Annotated in this window: 15 protein-coding genes and 3 pseudogenes; 1 reads left to right on the top strand and 17 read right to left on the bottom strand. The window is 27.7% G+C overall.

The window, feature by feature from the left end:
- Positions 1-100: 100 nt before the first annotated feature.
- The 7 genes from M4I33_RS16560 to M4I33_RS16530 all read right to left on the bottom strand — a co-directional run bounded on the left by M4I33_RS16560 (position 101) and on the right by M4I33_RS16530 (position 8,453).
- On the bottom strand, positions 101-2,608 hold the full coding sequence (locus M4I33_RS16560) for an SH3 domain-containing protein (protein WP_257917834.1): 2,508 nt from the start codon (positions 2,606-2,608) through the stop codon (positions 101-103).
- Positions 2,609-2,854: 246 nt separating this feature from the next.
- Positions 2,855-3,994, bottom strand: coding sequence for a cell division protein FtsZ (gene ftsZ / locus M4I33_RS16555; protein ID WP_257917833.1), 1,140 nt, complete (start codon positions 3,992-3,994; stop codon positions 2,855-2,857).
- Positions 3,995-4,007: 13 nt separating this feature from the next.
- Positions 4,008-5,294 (bottom strand): cell division FtsA domain-containing protein, encoded by a 1,287-nt coding sequence (locus M4I33_RS16550; RefSeq protein WP_257917832.1) that lies wholly within the window; start codon positions 5,292-5,294, stop codon positions 4,008-4,010.
- 136 nt (positions 5,295-5,430) lie between these two features.
- The gene (locus M4I33_RS16545) at positions 5,431-6,486 is read right to left on the bottom strand and encodes a type IV pilus twitching motility protein PilT (protein WP_257917831.1); all 1,056 of its coding nucleotides are present in this window, start codon (positions 6,484-6,486) and stop codon (positions 5,431-5,433) included.
- 150 nt (positions 6,487-6,636) lie between these two features.
- The gene (locus M4I33_RS16540) at positions 6,637-7,053 is read right to left on the bottom strand and encodes a universal stress protein (protein ID WP_257917830.1); all 417 of its coding nucleotides are present in this window, start codon (positions 7,051-7,053) and stop codon (positions 6,637-6,639) included.
- A 220-nt stretch (positions 7,054-7,273) separates the two neighbouring features.
- On the bottom strand, positions 7,274-7,684 hold the full coding sequence (locus M4I33_RS16535) for a hypothetical protein (protein ID WP_257917829.1): 411 nt from the start codon (positions 7,682-7,684) through the stop codon (positions 7,274-7,276).
- Between the two features lie 130 nt (positions 7,685-7,814).
- Positions 7,815-8,453: an HD domain-containing protein gene (locus tag M4I33_RS16530; protein WP_257917828.1), complete on the bottom strand. Its 639-nt coding sequence runs from the start codon at positions 8,451-8,453 to the stop codon at positions 7,815-7,817.
- 178 nt (positions 8,454-8,631) lie between these two features.
- Between M4I33_RS16530 and M4I33_RS16525 the strand changes: the two genes are divergently transcribed.
- Positions 8,632-9,117 (top strand): hypothetical protein, encoded by a 486-nt coding sequence (locus M4I33_RS16525; protein ID WP_257917827.1) that lies wholly within the window; start codon positions 8,632-8,634, stop codon positions 9,115-9,117.
- Positions 9,118-9,171: 54 nt separating this feature from the next.
- Here M4I33_RS16525 and M4I33_RS16520 read toward each other — a convergent pair.
- From M4I33_RS16520 to M4I33_RS16480, 10 genes and pseudogenes are all read right to left on the bottom strand, one after another.
- Positions 9,172-9,453: pseudogene (locus tag M4I33_RS16520) on the bottom strand (sigma-70 family RNA polymerase sigma factor); the annotation flags it as partial.
- 206 nt (positions 9,454-9,659) lie between these two features.
- A complete protein-coding gene (locus M4I33_RS16515) occupies positions 9,660-10,160 on the bottom strand; it encodes a hypothetical protein (protein ID WP_257917826.1) in 501 nt (166 codons plus the stop codon).
- Positions 10,161-10,179: 19 nt separating this feature from the next.
- A complete protein-coding gene (locus M4I33_RS16510; protein ID WP_257917825.1) occupies positions 10,180-11,103 on the bottom strand; it encodes a hypothetical protein in 924 nt (307 codons plus the stop codon).
- Positions 11,104-11,393: 290 nt separating this feature from the next.
- Positions 11,394-12,812 carry a DNA/RNA helicase domain-containing protein gene (locus M4I33_RS16505; protein WP_374707722.1) on the bottom strand — a complete coding sequence of 473 codons (1,419 nt, stop codon included), beginning with the start codon at positions 12,810-12,812 and terminating at the stop codon, positions 11,394-11,396.
- A gap of 36 nt (positions 12,813-12,848) precedes the next feature.
- Positions 12,849-13,148 (bottom strand): annotated as a pseudogene (locus M4I33_RS16950) (GIY-YIG nuclease family protein); the annotation flags it as partial.
- A gap of 30 nt (positions 13,149-13,178) precedes the next feature.
- Positions 13,179-13,505 carry a nucleotide pyrophosphohydrolase gene (locus M4I33_RS16500; RefSeq protein ID WP_257917823.1) on the bottom strand — a complete coding sequence of 109 codons (327 nt, stop codon included), beginning with the start codon at positions 13,503-13,505 and terminating at the stop codon, positions 13,179-13,181.
- A gap of 172 nt (positions 13,506-13,677) precedes the next feature.
- Positions 13,678-14,103 carry a hypothetical protein gene (locus tag M4I33_RS16495; RefSeq protein ID WP_257917822.1) on the bottom strand — a complete coding sequence of 142 codons (426 nt, stop codon included), beginning with the start codon at positions 14,101-14,103 and terminating at the stop codon, positions 13,678-13,680.
- A 461-nt stretch (positions 14,104-14,564) separates the two neighbouring features.
- Positions 14,565-14,861: a hypothetical protein gene (locus tag M4I33_RS16490; RefSeq protein ID WP_257917821.1), complete on the bottom strand. Its 297-nt coding sequence runs from the start codon at positions 14,859-14,861 to the stop codon at positions 14,565-14,567.
- Positions 14,862-15,080: 219 nt separating this feature from the next.
- On the bottom strand, positions 15,081-15,986 hold the full coding sequence (locus M4I33_RS16485; protein WP_257917820.1) for an HNH endonuclease: 906 nt from the start codon (positions 15,984-15,986) through the stop codon (positions 15,081-15,083).
- A gap of 228 nt (positions 15,987-16,214) precedes the next feature.
- A pseudogene (locus M4I33_RS16480) lies at positions 16,215-16,428 on the bottom strand (hypothetical protein); the annotation flags it as partial.

The raw sequence follows: 16,428 nt of genomic DNA, 5'->3' as shown, positions 1-16,428 counted from the left end.
TTTTTTTACATATTACAACAGTAAACTTTTTCTGAACACACTCGCATAGCAAGTGGTTTTATATATACAATAAAAAAAAAGACCTAAAATAGGTCTTTTTTTAATGCTTTTCTAAAGGAACGTGTGTCTGACTTTGAGGCAGATTTTCCTTTTTGCTTATTGTATTATTAGGAATTGATTTAAATGAAATAGCTCTGCTTGAACTAAATTTTGGAACATCATATAAATACTCATTCCCTGATTTATACAAGTTTGATAACTCTGACATTTGACTTCCTATACTTTGAGCATACCAAGGAGATGTGGCATATTGGTGCCAAACATTTGCAGTATCTTGCATATATCTCATTTTATATAATGTGTTTTGTTCGTACTTAGAACTATTTACATAATTTAAAGAAACAAATTCTGCAGCTCCATCAATAGCTTTTTCTATACTAGTCCATCCCTTATTATATGCATAAGTAGTTCCCATAATTAATGCTCTATTTGGGAAAACATCACTGTTATCATATGCTCCTATACCAAATAAATTATATACTGTTGTAGGTTTACTTAACTTAATCATTTCATATCCAATTAGCTGTCCTTTTGAGTTATATATAGGCTTGTCTGGATTTGCAATTTCGCTTATTTGAACTCCCTTTGCAAGTTTACTTTTACCATATCCAGTTTCATGTATTGATTGAGATACAAAATAAATCGGATCTATATTATGGTTTTTAGCCGCGCTTCTAAAAGCTGACGCTGTACCTTTTAAAACTCCTGCATCTTTTGAAGAAAGATATGAATTTAATCCAGTAACATCTATATCCCTAAATCTATCAATTCTTAAGAACTGGTATCTATTTGTAGCTCTCTCCGGATTTATATATTGTTCAAAGTAACTATAGCTGTAACTTGGAACTCTACTTTGTTGAAGTTTAATATAGTCATCTAAAGTCATACTGTAGTTTGTATGGACAACAGGCCCATTAAAGTCTACATTTACACTTCCATTACCATCTGATGAAGTTCCGCCTTCTGTTCCATCTGATAATTTAATATAATCCTTTGATGCATAACCATCTTTTATGCTATTAGTTTGAATTCTATAGAAGCCGTTCTTTTCTCCTTTAATTGTAACTCTGTCACCATTTCTTAATTGTCCAACTACATCAGACGTAGTACTAGCATCTTTTCTAACATTTAAAGAACTACTTACATTAACTACCCCTGTTTTATCCTCAGTTCCTGGTTTTTCATCTGGCTTACTAGTATTTCCATCATCAGGCTTACTTGTATCACCACCGTTATCATCTATAACTTTTACATAATCTTCATTAACGTAACCTGTAACACTTCCTTTTTTGATTTTATACCAGTTACCAGATTTACCTGAAATATCAAAGGTATCACCTTCATGTAAAACACCAACTACACTATGGTTTGTAGAAGCTCCACTTCTTATATTTAGTGATGATGTTACATTAACAACTTTTCCTTTTTTTGCTGTTACTTCTGGTTTATCATCAGGTTTTTCACTTGGTTTATCAGCTTCTGGTGTGTATTTAACAAAATCTTGTGATACATATCCTGTCATACTTCCTTTTTTTATCTTATACCAACTTCCCGATTTACCTATAACATCAAAGCTATCACCATTATGTAGTGTACCTACTATACTATGGCTTGTAGACGCTCCACTTCTTACATTTAATGAAGAAGTAATATTTATTACTTTTCCTGTTCCTTTTATTTCTGTTGGCTTTTCATCAGGTTTTGAATCCGGTTTTTGTTCTGGTTTGTTGTTTGAGTTATCACTATTTGTGATTTTTATGTAATCTGATGATGTATAACCTTCAAGATTACCTTTCTTTATTTTATACCAATTACCTGTTTTCTCTAAAACTTCAACCTTATCTCCATTATAAATATATCCTTTAATCGAAGATGAAGTATTAGCTTTACTTCTAACTCTTAATGCAGTTTCAACATTAACTACCTGTCCTTGCCCTTTTACAGTTGTTGGTTTGTTCTCATTACTTGTATTATTATTATTATTATTTTCATTACCAGAAATAACCTTTACATAATCTTTATGAACAAACCCTTCTTTACCTTCTGCTTTAATTTTATACCAGTCTCCCGATTTACCTAAAATATCAAATTCTTGACCGTTTCTTAAGTATGCAACTGTGCTATGACTAGTTCCAGCTCCACTTCTCATTCTAAGCGAAGATGTTATATTAATAACTTTACCTTTTGATTTACTTTGTGAATTGTTTTGATTTGTATCTCCATTTAATAGTTTTACAAAATCTTCACTTATATACCCCGTTTTATTTTCAAAATCGATTTTATACCATGAGCCTGACTTTCCTTTAATAGAGATAGTTTGCCCGTTTTTCAAATAACCAATAGTACTATGACTAGTTCCAGCTCCACTTCTCACTCTTAAAGAAGTAGTTACATTTATAACTTGTCCTTTATTAGAACTTCTAGAATTATCATTCATAGAGCTACTATCAGGCTTTGCGTTTGCTGCATATACATTTTCTTTTCCTAAAAGAGGACTTGCACTTGCAGACGCGATCAAAATAAGTGCCATTAACTTCTTTTTATTCATACCCATTCTCCTATTTCTAAATAATAATACAATATAATTTTAACATAATAATTAATCTAATAAAATATTTATCTAATAATTGAAGTTTATTTTAGAGTAAAAAGCTATATTTTCCAATATTTTTTACATTAAATAAATTTATATTCAAATATATACCTATGAAATGATTGAAAGTTGATATAATTTGGAGAAGATTATCAAAATAAAAAAAAGTGGCCTAAACCACTTTTTTATTTTTATTTAAATTTAATTTTTTCTTCTTCTTAAGAATGTTGGAATTGATAAATCCTCATCATTATATGAAGATTTTTCTTCATTTTCAGTTGTAGTTGTCGCTACTTCTTCAACTACTTCCTCTACAACATTTTCAACTACTTTTTTAGTCTCAACAGGTTTTTTAATAACTACCTGTGGTTTGTCTTGAACCATCATATCTTCTTCAAACCCTGTTGCAATAACAGTAATTCTTATTTCATCGTTTAAGTTCTCATCAATTACAGCACCAAAGATTATATTTGCATCTGCATCTACTGATTCTCTTACTACATCAGCTGCTTCGTAAACTTCTAATGCACCAAGGTCTGCGCCACCAGTAAAGTTTAATATAACTCCTGTAGCTCCTTCAATAGATGTTTCTAATAATGGCGATGATATAGCTTCTCTTACAGCATCAGCCGCTCTATTGTCTCCTGTACCGTGACCAACACCCATGTGTGCTAATCCTTTATCTAACATAACTGCTTTTATGTCAGCAAAATCGGCGTTAACAACACCAGGTATAGTAATAAGGTCAGATATAGCTTGTACACCTTGTCTTAAAACATCATCAGCTAATTTAAATGAATCTAAAAGTGTTGTCTTTTTATCTGCCATTAATAATAATCTTTCATTTGGTATTATTACTAATGTATCAACAGCTGCTTTAAGATTTGCAATACCCATTTCGGCATGTCTCATTCTTCTTTTCCCTTCAAATGGGAAAGGTTTTGTAACTACTCCAACAGTAAGAATATCTAATGATTTTGCAATTTCTGCAACTACAGGAGCAGAACCTGTTCCAGTTCCTCCACCCATACCAGCTGTTATAAAGACCATATTTGCACCTTTAATCGCAGCTGTAATCTCTTCTCTACTTTCTTCTGCAGCTTTTTGTCCTATTTCAGGATTTGCTCCTGCACCAAGCCCTTTAGTAAGCTTTTCTCCAATTTGAATTTTTTGGTTCGCATGTGAAAGCATTAAAGCTTGCTTATCAGTATTTATAGCAATAAACTCAACGTTTTTTAATCCTTCTACTATCATTCGGTTTACTGCGTTACTTCCTGCTCCTCCACAACCGATTACCTTTATATTAGTTAATTCTTGCATATCAACTTCAAAATCTAACAAAATTACTCCTCCTTTAGAAAATATCCCCTAGAAAACTTCTTAATTTCCCAACAATACTCTTTTTACTTTCTTTCTCTTCTACTTCAATTGCGACTTCTTCATTATCAATAACTTCATCATTAGATTGATAATTTGATTCTATTTTTTTAAATTCTTCAATAACTTCTGAAGAATTTTTATATAATAATTCGACTTTATCGTGAATTTCTTTAACAATTGCTAAAGATGTTAAGTCATTGAAATTATCCATTCCAAAATCATCCTTTGTGATGATTTGAGCGTTTGTTCCAATAATTTCTCTAACCAACACTTGGGCTTTATCAAAATTAGTTAAAGATTCTCCATATAAAATTATACTACAAGTTTCTGTGAAATGACTAGCCTTTTTTAACTCATTTTTAACATATTTAAGAATTTCTTCAATTCTTGCGTTGCAAACTTTGTAAAATAACTCCTTATGTATTGATCCACTACTAACTTTTAGTTCTTTTTCTTCACTTTTGCAAACTTCAAACTGGGAAATGTTTTCGCTATATTTACACTTTAACTCTTCCGCATCTTCTTTTTTTAGGTTTGCACAAATTGAAATGTCACTAGTGATATCATCTCCACCTAGAGGAATATCAATTACACTTGTAACTTTACCATTTTGAAATTTTACTATTTCAGTAAGAGCTGCACCCATTCCAATTATGAACTTTGTGCCTCTTCTGTTGCCACTTAAAAATATGTTTTTTAATGAAGGTCCATTAACTATAAAATCTTCTATAAAATACTTTGTACCTTCGCAAAGATATTTGTAATTTTCTATAACTTTTCTATCCATAATAGAAATAGTTATGTTAACTTCAAGTTTATAGCATTGCAATCCTTCTGGAATATTATAAGTTATTTTATCATCTACTTTGTAATAATTTATAATTATATCACAAATACGTTCATGTTTTTCGATGTTAATATTCCTTTTACATTTTTTTATTACATCAATTATATTATCTTTTGATATAATCCCTTCAACATTGATATTGTTACTTACTTCTTCAAATCTAAAATTGTTTGCAGAAACACCAATATAAACACTACTTATATCAACATGATTTTCTTCCTCTAGTTTTTTTAGCGCATTTAAAAACTGTACTTTACACTTTTCCTTATCGATTAATTTGCCTCTTTCGATTCCAGCAGATTCAACACAAGAACTTCCTATTATCTCAACTTCTTCTCCATTTTTGTATTCTCCACAAGATGCTGAAATATTTTTTGTTCCTATATCAACTGCTGTAATTAAGAATTCTTGCATTTAAAGTCTTCCCTCCTCTGTCAGTGTAGTCTCTATTTTATGTATTCAACATATTTCTTCAAAATCCTTTTATTTTTCTTATGATAATAAAAAAAACACACAAATAACATTATATCACTTGTGTGCTCTAAGTAAACTACATCATCATAAGTCTTTTTAGAATTTCTTTATCAACTGCATAGCTAGTAGCTATATCAGATGTTATAACTCCATTTCTGTAAAGCTCAGCTAAAGACATATCCATAGTTTTCATTCCATATTTGCTACCTGTTTGTATAGCAGATTCTATTTGATGAGTCTTTCCTTCTCTTATCTGGTTTTGAATACCTGGTGTAATTACCATAGTTTCAAGTGCAGCAACTCTTCCTTTTCCATCAGCTGTAGGTACTAATTGTTGAGATATTATCCCTTGAAGTACAGATGCTAATTGAACTTTTATTTGTTGTTGCTGGTGAGGTGGAAATACATCAATTATTCTATCTATTGTTTTTGCTGCTCCAATTGTATGAAGTGTTGAAAATACAAGGTGACCTGTTTCAGCAGCCGTTATGGCTATTGAAATAGTTTCTAAATCTCTCATCTCTCCAACAAGTATTACATCTGGGTCTTCTCTTAAAATTGCTCTTAATGCATTCGCATAACTTTTACTATCTTTACCAATCTCTCTTTGGTTAATAATACAATTTTTATGCTTATGTAAATATTCAATAGGATCTTCTAAAGTAATTATATGAGCATTTCTCGTTGTATTAATTTCATTTATCATAGCAGCTAAAGTTGTACTTTTACCACTCCCTGTAGGCCCTGTAACTAATACTAACCCTCTTTGTTTAGTTACTAATTCTTTTACTATATTTGGGTGTTTTAGTTGATCTAAAGTTGGTACCTTTAATGATATAACTCTAAGTGCTATAGCATCACTATTTCTTTGTTTAAAAACATTTACCCTAAATCTTCCTACACCTTTTTTTGAGTATGATGTATCTGCTTCTCCAATTTGATTATATTCTTCAAATTTTTTCCCAAGTATATCTTCAGCAAATCCTTCTATCATAGGTTGAGTTAATTTCTCATCACCTAAAGGCATTAATTTACCGTTTAGTCTCACTGTAGGCGGAATTCCAACTGTTAAATGTAAGTCCGAAGCCCCTAATTCAACAGTTTTAGCTAATAATTCGTCTAAAATATACATTTTCTAACCTCCATCAATCTTTCGTCCATTTTTAATAACCTACATACAAAATATTCTAGTTCTTTTACTAAATTCCTCTTTTTAAGTTATTATATTTTTATCATATGTATAAAATAAAAGACTGAGCTAAATTACTCAGTCCCATTATATCTATCTTTGCTCAGGAACAATTGTAAGAACACAGTTTGTTTTTCTTGCAACATGAGCTGTTACTGATCCTACAATTAGAGTAAACTTCTTTTTAGTATTTTTAGCCATAATAATCTCATCTACTTCATATTTGTCTGCACATACTAAAATTTCGTCTCCTGGCTTACCAAATAATAATTCTTCTTTTACATCATAGCCTTCTAAAAGATCTGATGCTCTTTTTAAGATATTTTTACCCATTTTTTTATTGTCTGTAACTTTTAAAGGAACATACATCCCATTAACAAATGCTGCCTCTCCTACGTAAAGTAGTATAACTTCAACTTCATCAGACTTATAATTTTTCTTTAAGTGATTAATTGATATTAAACTTTCTTGTGTTGCATCAACAGGCACTAAGATTTTTTTGTTACTCATATAAATCCGCCTCCCTTTATAACTCTCAAAATAATAATATGTAAAGTTTGACTTTATTTTACCACACTATATCTTATTTTTACAATATAGTTTTGAATTATTAATCTTTTATATATAATTTTTTCTATTTTGTAATTGTTAATAGACTAAACTATAAATACAAATTTAAATTAACCTCCGCATATGCCATATTCAAATAAATATATCTAAGTTTTTCTAATTATATAATTTTGTTAACAAAACTTTTTAGCATAGATGAATAAGTTTCTTTGAATTCTTCATAATCCTCTAAAGGCACAAATTGAAAAACTCTATCTCCTATAGTAAAATTTAGTCTTCTAAAATAAAATCTATCTTTTCTATAATTAACATTAGTTATTTTTTTAAAGTCGAAGAAATTCACTTCAATCTCTTCTACATTATCACTTTGTATATTTTTTATCTCTATTAACTTTTTTAAAGAAAACACATAAAGTCTAATATCATTTTTAAAAGATTTGAAATAATAAATGCTATTTTCTACAGTAAACCCTAAACTAACAGCTTCTTTAACAAGTAAATGTTCCTTTTTTGTAGTATCATTTTCTAATGAGTTAATCATATTTTTATAATAAATTATACTATCATTCATTATACTTCACTCCTTTAACTTCTTAAATAAATTATATTACATCATAGAACTAAAAACTCGTTTTAAATTAATAGTTAATCATTAATTTATAACTATAATCTCTATTATATATTATTTACTAATTCTTAATTTAGTAAACAATTTCTTCTTTAAATGAATTTATAAATTCATTTAAAACCTTACTTCTTTTATCTGCAATATTTTTAGCAGTTTGAGTGTTCATTTTATCCTTTACTATTAATAATCTATTAAAAAATAAATCTAATGCATAATTTAAACTATCTGGCTCCCTATTCTCACAAAAAGGATCTTCAAAATTATAAAGGTAACTATCCATACTTCCAGCTGAAGCAAATGTTCTCATAATTGCTATTGTTCCTGTTGCCTCTAGTCTATCTGAATCTTGTAAAATTTTAGACTCTATCGATTTTGCTTTTATTTTGCCTTTAAAAGAACACTCCTCGATTGCATCATATACAAACACTAATTTTTCTTTAGGATAACTTTCTATGCTTTTAAGAATTTCTACAGCTCTATTTGCACTTTGTATTGAAGATAGTTTAGATTTTTTAGAATTTTTAGGATAACAAATCACATCGTGAAATATAGCCGCAGGTATTAATATATCTAAATCACAGTTTTCAGTTTTTGCAATTAATTCAGCATTCTTTAAAACTCTTAAAGCATGATATATATCATGTGATTTATCATTATCCTTCAATTCCCTTTTAGCAATCTCTATAATTTCTTTTTTAAAACTTTTATCCATAATCCCTCCAAAAAAATAAATATAAGTTAATTATACTATCTAATGTGGAATATAAATACTATGTTTCTTAAACTAACTAATTTACAATTTAAAAGCAATACTAAAATCCTTCTTTTCATTCCCATATTATTACATAAATTTCATAATATGATATAATATATAATATTAGGAGGTGCTTATGAAAAAGTATTCTGTTTTAATTATTGTCTTTATCTTAGTAATATCTATTTTCTTAATATTTTTATCTTTTCGGTCTAATTTTCCACACACTCCCCCTACTCTCGAAGTTAGCTCACAAAAAGATAATATCAATTTTAATGCCGAAACAAATGGTGGTAATTGGTTTGATTCATCTTTTGGAAAAGGAGGTAACAGTTTTGATTTAGGGGCTTATGATTCAGAGAAATTGACAGAAATTAATGAGTATAAGGCTTCTGTTAATACCAAAATTCAATTAAGTCTATCCTATACTAAAGATATTAAAGAATTTAAAGTTTATTTAATTGATCAAAACTCACTTTCAAATGAAAATAATCTAGAAGTCAAACTTTCAAACAACACATTTACTACACCTAAAGAACCTGGAATATATGGCTACATAATTGAAACCTTTTGGAATGATAGCCACAACATTAGATTTATTTTTAAACTTAACTGCAAATAAACATCAAAAAAAAATACAAAAAGGATTCTAAAGCTAGAATCCTTTATATGTTTATTATAGTTTTTTACTGTATAATACTTTCTGCAATTTTTTTAATGCCTTTTTTTCTATGCGAGAAACATATGACCTCGATATATCTAATTGAGTTGCAATCTCTCTTTGTGTTTTGCACTTACCATCTCTTAACCCATACCTCATTATCAAAATATCATGCTCTCTTTTAGTAAGTATCTCTCCCATCTTTTCGTATAACGCTTTTATTTCAAGATTGCTCTCTACCTTTTCTAATACAGAATCTTTATCACTACTCAATACATCTATTAGACATATTTCATTTTACATAGAATCATGTATGTAAAATTTTAATTTAAATACATTGAATCCAGTTTATAATAAAACCAATTATATAATCTATAATCAACTTATCTCATACTATATTAATAGAGATAAATATGATTTTGAATGATATATTAAAAGGTAGGAAGCTTTTTTAGTTCCTACCTTCAAATAAATTATAGTATTTTACTTTTTGATTTGAATTTTTATTTTATTTTGTTTAAGGTTCTCTGCATACTTTCCTTACTTGGAAAACTCTTTTTGATATTATTTCTGACTGTGTTTATCGCAAAATATGTGCATTTTACAGCAATAACAAATTGTACAATTGTTAAAATTAAAAAATAAACTTCAAGTATATCAAACAAATCTTTAATCCAGAATGTATCAATTTCTATATTAAAAATCAATTTTCCAATAGATATAACAATAGAAACTAAACTGAAAATTATACCCAATAATATATTTAAATATATTGAATCCATTGTTTTTATTCTCTCGAATTTGTTTAATGCTCCATTTGAGCTTAGTCCTGCTATTATGCCTAAAGCAGTAAATAGGAATCCTGCAAAAACTGTATTAATAGTAATAAAGTTAAATTCATTTTGTTTAACAACATCTAAATTTAACAAATTTTCTCTTGAAGCTATAAAAAGAAGTATTAATACGCATAAATATATAATTATTTTCTTTTTATGAAACCTCATAATTGAACCCTCCTACTTATTAATAATCCATTCCAGCAAATCTTATAATGTCCTCATAGTTATCATTATATACTTTTTTTAATGTATTGTATACCATAGTACTTATCGCTTCATTTTCCATCCTTTTTTTTATTTTATCAACTACAACATACTCTGTTATTTCAATTGGATATGATATATCCTGTTCTAGGAATTTAAATTCTTTTTGTCTTGAGCTACCGCTGTTCCCAAATAAAGAGATATCTTCTTTTTCATTAGCTGAAAAAATATCTTCTATGAAACCTTTTGTTTCTTCAAAAGTTGGAAACATTGATTTATTTTTATTTTTGATGATAATTTCAATTTCTTGCTTATCCATTTCAATCATTTTTTGCTTTAAAGAGTCCTTTATGTTTAATGCTTCTAATATTTCAATGTTTGGTGTTCTCATTATATACTTAACTTTTTTTAATTCAGAACCTGGCTTTAATAATGATCGTACACTTTCTGGACTTGCTATCCTAGAAATATTTATACTATGTTTAGAATCATAATCCATAACAATATTAGTTAACGCATTTGGAGTAGGTGCAGATTTACCAAACACAAACCCTACTATCCCTGTATTATAATCTAATAAAAAATATGTGCAAACTTGTAAAATCGAGTTTATATCTTCATTTCTTATTACTGGTTCAGCTCTAAAAGTGGTAGTATCTCTTTTAAGTATGTTGTAATGTTCTGTTTCCTTTCCAACTCTAGCAAATAGATAATCATTATTATTCACTAAAATATCTAATGAAACTTCCCCATTTTGAATTTGCAAAGTTTTTCTTCCATCAACTACATTTGCATTCTTACTAAAAATATTATTGAAAATATCTTTAATGTTTGATGTTACATCAATGTTACTCCTCCCATCTTTTACTTCTACACAATAATAATATACCTTTCTTGTGCTCATTTAACCCTCCATTTAACTATTAAATAATAAATTTTTGTAATTATAAAAACCACAAATCCATTATTCATTTTACATTATTATGAATAAAAGTACAAACTTTCATATTTTGCTTATAACACTAAACTTTTTCCTTCATAATAATTATTTTAATCATTGAGCTTTCAAATTATGCTTATTATTATTTTAAATCTATTTAGCCTATATTTTTAATAAGATTTTAATCACACTAATAAACAGAATCTATTTTGTTAAACCAGCATTTTAAACAAGTATTATTCTTTACTTTAGTATTATATTTCTAATATTTTTTCCATGTACTCTTTTAATTGATCATTATGCCAAAACCCTAAACGAATCCCATCGATACCTCTAGTCATTAAAACATAGTATATATTTAGAACAAAAAGAGTAAACTCATCCTTATTTTCTTGAACTTCCATCTCTTCTTTAGTGAAAACTCCATTAGTATTAAAAAAGTTTTCACTATTTCCAACTAGTTTACCATTTTCTCTTACTTGAAGATCCCTACCAATTAGTACTCCAACTTTATTTAGATCAATTCCTTGAACTGCAAATACAGAGCCAATTTGATCCTCTGCATCCTCATCTTTACTATTAATCCAGTCTTCTTGTGTTGAATTCCATCTTCTTTCTATAGCATCTTCTTTCCAGTGTTTCTTAGTTATATCTTTACCATCTTTTTGTGCCCACGGTTCAACTAATCCTGCAAGTATACGATTAATATGTTCTGGATTATAATTGTTATCTTCCTCAATCCACTCAATTAAATTATACAAAGGTCTTTCTTTAAAGTATCCAAAATATGCTTCAGGACTTTTATCTCTGAATACCTCTCTATTAAAGTTTGAATCAAAGTTAGTAAAACCTGACTCCAACAATCCAGTATCTTTATATAGAAGATATTTCACTCCATTAACATAATCATCAGAAGTATAATTTTTAGTAACTGATGCTTGAATTCTAAATTGAGTAGTTAGAAACTTTCTGACATATCCATTAGTTAACTCGCTAAACATATCTCTAGTAATGTTTGCAGGTCTAATAGCTTGTAATACATCGTACATAAGAATAATTTGATTTCCAAGTTGTTGAATAATTTCTAAATGTGACTTACAGTCACTAAATTCTTTCATATCATACACTGAATTAAATGATGGATGCTGTTTACTATATTTCCTCGATAATTTATGTGATTCATCAACTATAATTACATCATATTTTTCTTTTGATCTTATTAGTTTTGTAGCCGTAGTTATTGTTAAACGGCTATTATTCATACCGTAAACCCTAAATATACTTGAGGCTATTTTTTCCCAGTTAGGTTGTACAACAACACCGATTTTTATATCATCTTTATCATTTAAGTATTTCGCTACTAAATGTGTTAGTAAAACCGTCTTACCAGTCCCTGCATCACCATTTATTACATAACTACAATTTTTATTGTTAATAATTTCAGCTATTAAATTTTCTTGTTCCTCTGTTAGTACCTTTATTGGACTGTACTTTACCAATTCATTTGCTTTTAATTCATTAATAGTCTCAGTATTTACCCAGTTTTCTTTATAAAGTTCCTTCTCCCATAAAGGCAGTAGAACTTCAGAATCTACTTTTTCTCTATTACAATATTGATTAACGCTATTTCCTCTTGTTCTATTAATCACTTGATCTGTATCAAACTCAACCAATTGCTTTGTAGCCTTAGAGAAATCAGCATTAAAATACGTAATTAATTTATTCTCAACATCATCAAGTGCCGAGCGATTAAAATATTTTGAGAATATCACCATTACACTATTAAAATTAGCATTGTTGAACTTTTCTTCACTTCCTGAATAATGTTGTTTGTGTCTGACTAGAAAATTTTTGGTCTGACCAATATAAACTTTCTTAGGTTTTTCACTTCTATAAATGTATATAGCGTTACTAGATTCTAATGCTTTCTTCTGATTTTTATTTAACTTATCTAAATTAAGTAAATTACCATCATTGATGCATATTTTAATTTTATTATATTTTGCCATACTTTTAATGCTCCTATTGCGATATTTAAATTATAATTTATTGTATTTTGTTGAAACGCCTTTTGCTTTATCTACTGGATATTTTATCTCTGTCTTATCCATTTTTTCATTAACGATATCTATCAAATCTACACCCATAACTTGTGCCATTTGAATACAGTAGTTTGTAACATCTGCAAGTTCTTCTAAAACAGACTGCTTATCAAACTCTGTATCACTCCACTGAAAGCATTCTAAAAGTTCATTTGCTTCTATAGATATAGATTTTGCTAGATTAGATGGTGTATGAAATTGGTCCCAATCTCTATCTTTATTAAATTTATCTATTCTTCCACTTATTATTTCAAACCTTTCCATAATAGAATTCTCCTTTTATTATAAAATTTTCTCTTTATAATTCGTAAATTATTTTAACATTCTTTCTTCTCTTTCTATGTTAGTTCTCACGTAATCTTTCGTAAAGATTAAATAAAACTTTAATCCAATAAATATTTTACTAGTATAATAATTAAGTTTAAATATTATATTTCTATTTAACTTCATAAATTAAAAAATTGTCTCCATCTTTATATGGTCCAACTTCTAAATATTTAACATCCTCCATTTTCATCCCTTCTGGAGTTAAAATAAACTTACCTTGTTCATCAACTTCTTCAACTTTCACATTTATTTTTGAATCCTTTTCACCATCAGCATCTATAGTTTGAAAACAAATGAAATTTTTATATGCATACAACATTTGTTCTATTGGACTTTCTGTTTGAACAATTATCTTGTCCCCATTTTTAGTAACTGACTTGATGTTTATAACTGGATAACTTCCATCTTGCTCCTTCTCCTGAGTTGCTTTGTACATTACACCATTCTCTGCTATAGTAGGTTCATACTTACCACACCCCATTAAAATCGTTGTACTTAATCCTAATACAACTAATGAACTAATTATTTTTTTCATATGTACATCTCCTTTTTACTTGCGCTTTTAAATAAAAAAATGATTCTATTTTTTATGTTTATATATAAATCCTTCCTTAAATAATATTTTACCATGTTTATGTAAATAATTTGTAAATGTATGTATATTTCTTTTATTCTTAATCCAAGTAAAATATCAATAAGTTAAGCAGTATCTAATTAAATAATATTATTATTGTTCAATAAAAGTATTTTCTCTTATTGCAATAATTTTATTGTTAACTTTTTAAAATTTACTTTTTTAAATCAGTATTAAGTAAATAATTTTTTTAACTTCACTTACTCTGATATACATTCTATTATCATAAATTTAAGAATTGTATCTTTTTATATAAACCTCATGCACACATATGCGCTAATATTTACCAGCACGCTCGGTCGTTAGAATATATAATTAAATAAAAACAAAAAGTGAAACTAAATACAGTTTCACCTTTTAAATTACCTATTATTATACTCATCTATAGATTTTTTTTTGCAAAGCTCACCTAGCATTTTAAGTTCTTTCATTTTATCTAATAGTGCTCTTTCTTCAAAGTTAAGTTCTTCTACAATCCATGATTGTCCAGATAATTCTCTTAATTCATCTCTAGTTTCGCGCCAAAGATTTGAAGTTATTGTTTCAGCGTATTCGTATACTAACTCTGTTTTAGCTCGTCCAGTATGTCCCTCTTGGTTATACTGTTCCCATGCCTTTTCATAGATTCTATATTTATTAAGCCTATCAATTAAGTCCATAATATCCACCTCCAATAGTAATGTATTTGATATTAGTATATAAATTATTCCTTCAAATACATATTACCATATTTATGTAATCAATATGGTAATTTATGTGATTTTACAACTAAATATCCTAATCCAATATTTATTCTTTTATATTTTATAAATTATTGCTTTTAAAATTAATAATTCCTATATTAATATATTTTTTCACATCTTTTTATACGTTATTTATTACTTAAATTTACTTCTATGATACCGTATATACTTTATTTGGTTTTTATCTATAGTAATTGAATCTTCTTCACTTATTTTAAGTAATTTCATTTGATTATCATTTATCCATGATTTGATAATAATTTTCCCATTATCATCAAATGAAATAAACCCTTTATCAAATAATTTATCATGGTTTGCACATAGTAATAATCCATTATTACTATCTAGTCTTTCAAAATCATTTGACTCACTCCAAGGTTTGCAATGACTAGCAACTAGCATTTCTTTTATATCTATTCCACATAATTCACAACATGAACTACGTTCTAATAGTTTATCCCTAAATTTTCCTTGCCCAACTCTAGTTTTTATTAAGGCCTGTCTATCTGTTTCAGAAATATTTTCCGGTAATTCACTCTCTACATCTTCGATATATTTTGTGTCTTCATTACTCATATTCCCTAAATAACTATCTAAATTATTTTCTTTACTAACTATATTAATAATGTAGTTTCCGAACTCTTCACTTATATCAAACAAATAACCCTGAGCTCCATTTCCATTTTTATTAAATGGTGAGTGTTTTTCAGGACAATATATCAATATAGAATCAATAAAATCATTTACATTAATAGTTTTATTTAAAATATTATATTTAACATCAACTCTCCATCCTTCATCATTCCAATTACCATTTAATCCATTTGGTCTTTGAGCATTATATGTATCATTAATAGCAGTATTAACAGAAACTATCTTTCTATTATTTATACTAAATATAATATCCCCTTTTTTTATTTTGATCATGTTTTTCCAATGAAAGCATGCATCTTTTCCACCTTTTTGTTTTTTAGGTGCCCATAAGCACCCTAAATTTAATTCATCTTTAAATTTTCTTTGAAATACGATAAAGTAATTCATCTAAATCCCCCTAACTTTAAATATCTTATTAATTATATTATAAGAATTTAAATCAATTAAGTATATATTATGAAAAACTTGTACATAATTCAAATATGAAGAAGTTAAGTTTTATAAAAATTGATTTGTTACTAAAGATGTCAATCATTGTTATCATACTATTTAGTATTCCAATGATTATAAAATAAAAAAGGCAGGAGAAAACTCCTGCCTAAAATTATCTATTTTTTAGCTAGCATATTTAAGTGCTTTTACTGGTTTATCATTCTTATCAAACCACCACTTTTTCCCATTCGCTCTAAGAACTATATTTCCTGTCTTATCCGTTCTATAAACATCTATGTTTTTATCATATTTAGCATATCTTTTAAATATATCTTTATTTGGATGTCCATATCTTTTACCATCTGTACTTACAACAACTTTCTCTGGATCATATTTT

Source organism: Clostridium sp. LY3-2, from assembly GCF_024705715.1.
Classification (GTDB): Bacteria; Bacillota; Clostridia; order Clostridiales; family Clostridiaceae; genus Clostridium.
Note: the sequence above shows the minus strand (reverse complement) of the source record. Positions and strands in the feature narration are given on the sequence as shown.

Coding starts and splice junctions, on each gene's coding strand:
- M4I33_RS16500 (WP_257917823.1), bottom strand. CDS start 13,505: ATGGAAAGGTTTGAAATAATAAGTGGAAGAATAGATAAATTTAATAAA.
- M4I33_RS16490 (WP_257917821.1), bottom strand. CDS start 14,861: ATGGACTTAATTGATAGGCTTAATAAATATAGAATCTATGAAAAGGCA.
- M4I33_RS16560 (WP_257917834.1), bottom strand. CDS start 2,608: ATGAATAAAAAGAAGTTAATGGCACTTATTTTGATCGCGTCTGCAAGT.
- M4I33_RS16510 (WP_257917825.1), bottom strand. CDS start 11,103: ATGAGCACAAGAAAGGTATATTATTATTGTGTAGAAGTAAAAGATGGG.
- M4I33_RS16540 (WP_257917830.1), bottom strand. CDS start 7,053: ATGAGTAACAAAAAAATCTTAGTGCCTGTTGATGCAACACAAGAAAGT.
- M4I33_RS16485 (WP_257917820.1), bottom strand. CDS start 15,986: ATGAATTACTTTATCGTATTTCAAAGAAAATTTAAAGATGAATTAAAT.
- M4I33_RS16530 (WP_257917828.1), bottom strand. CDS start 8,453: ATGGATAAAAGTTTTAAAAAAGAAATTATAGAGATTGCTAAAAGGGAA.
- M4I33_RS16525 (WP_257917827.1), top strand. CDS start 8,632: ATGAAAAAGTATTCTGTTTTAATTATTGTCTTTATCTTAGTAATATCT.
- M4I33_RS16535 (WP_257917829.1), bottom strand. CDS start 7,684: ATGAATGATAGTATAATTTATTATAAAAATATGATTAACTCATTAGAA.
- M4I33_RS16545 (WP_257917831.1), bottom strand. CDS start 6,486: ATGTATATTTTAGACGAATTATTAGCTAAAACTGTTGAATTAGGGGCT.
- M4I33_RS16550 (WP_257917832.1), bottom strand. CDS start 5,294: ATGCAAGAATTCTTAATTACAGCAGTTGATATAGGAACAAAAAATATT.
- M4I33_RS16515 (WP_257917826.1), bottom strand. CDS start 10,160: ATGAGGTTTCATAAAAAGAAAATAATTATATATTTATGCGTATTAATA.
- M4I33_RS16495 (WP_257917822.1), bottom strand. CDS start 14,103: ATGAAAAAAATAATTAGTTCATTAGTTGTATTAGGATTAAGTACAACG.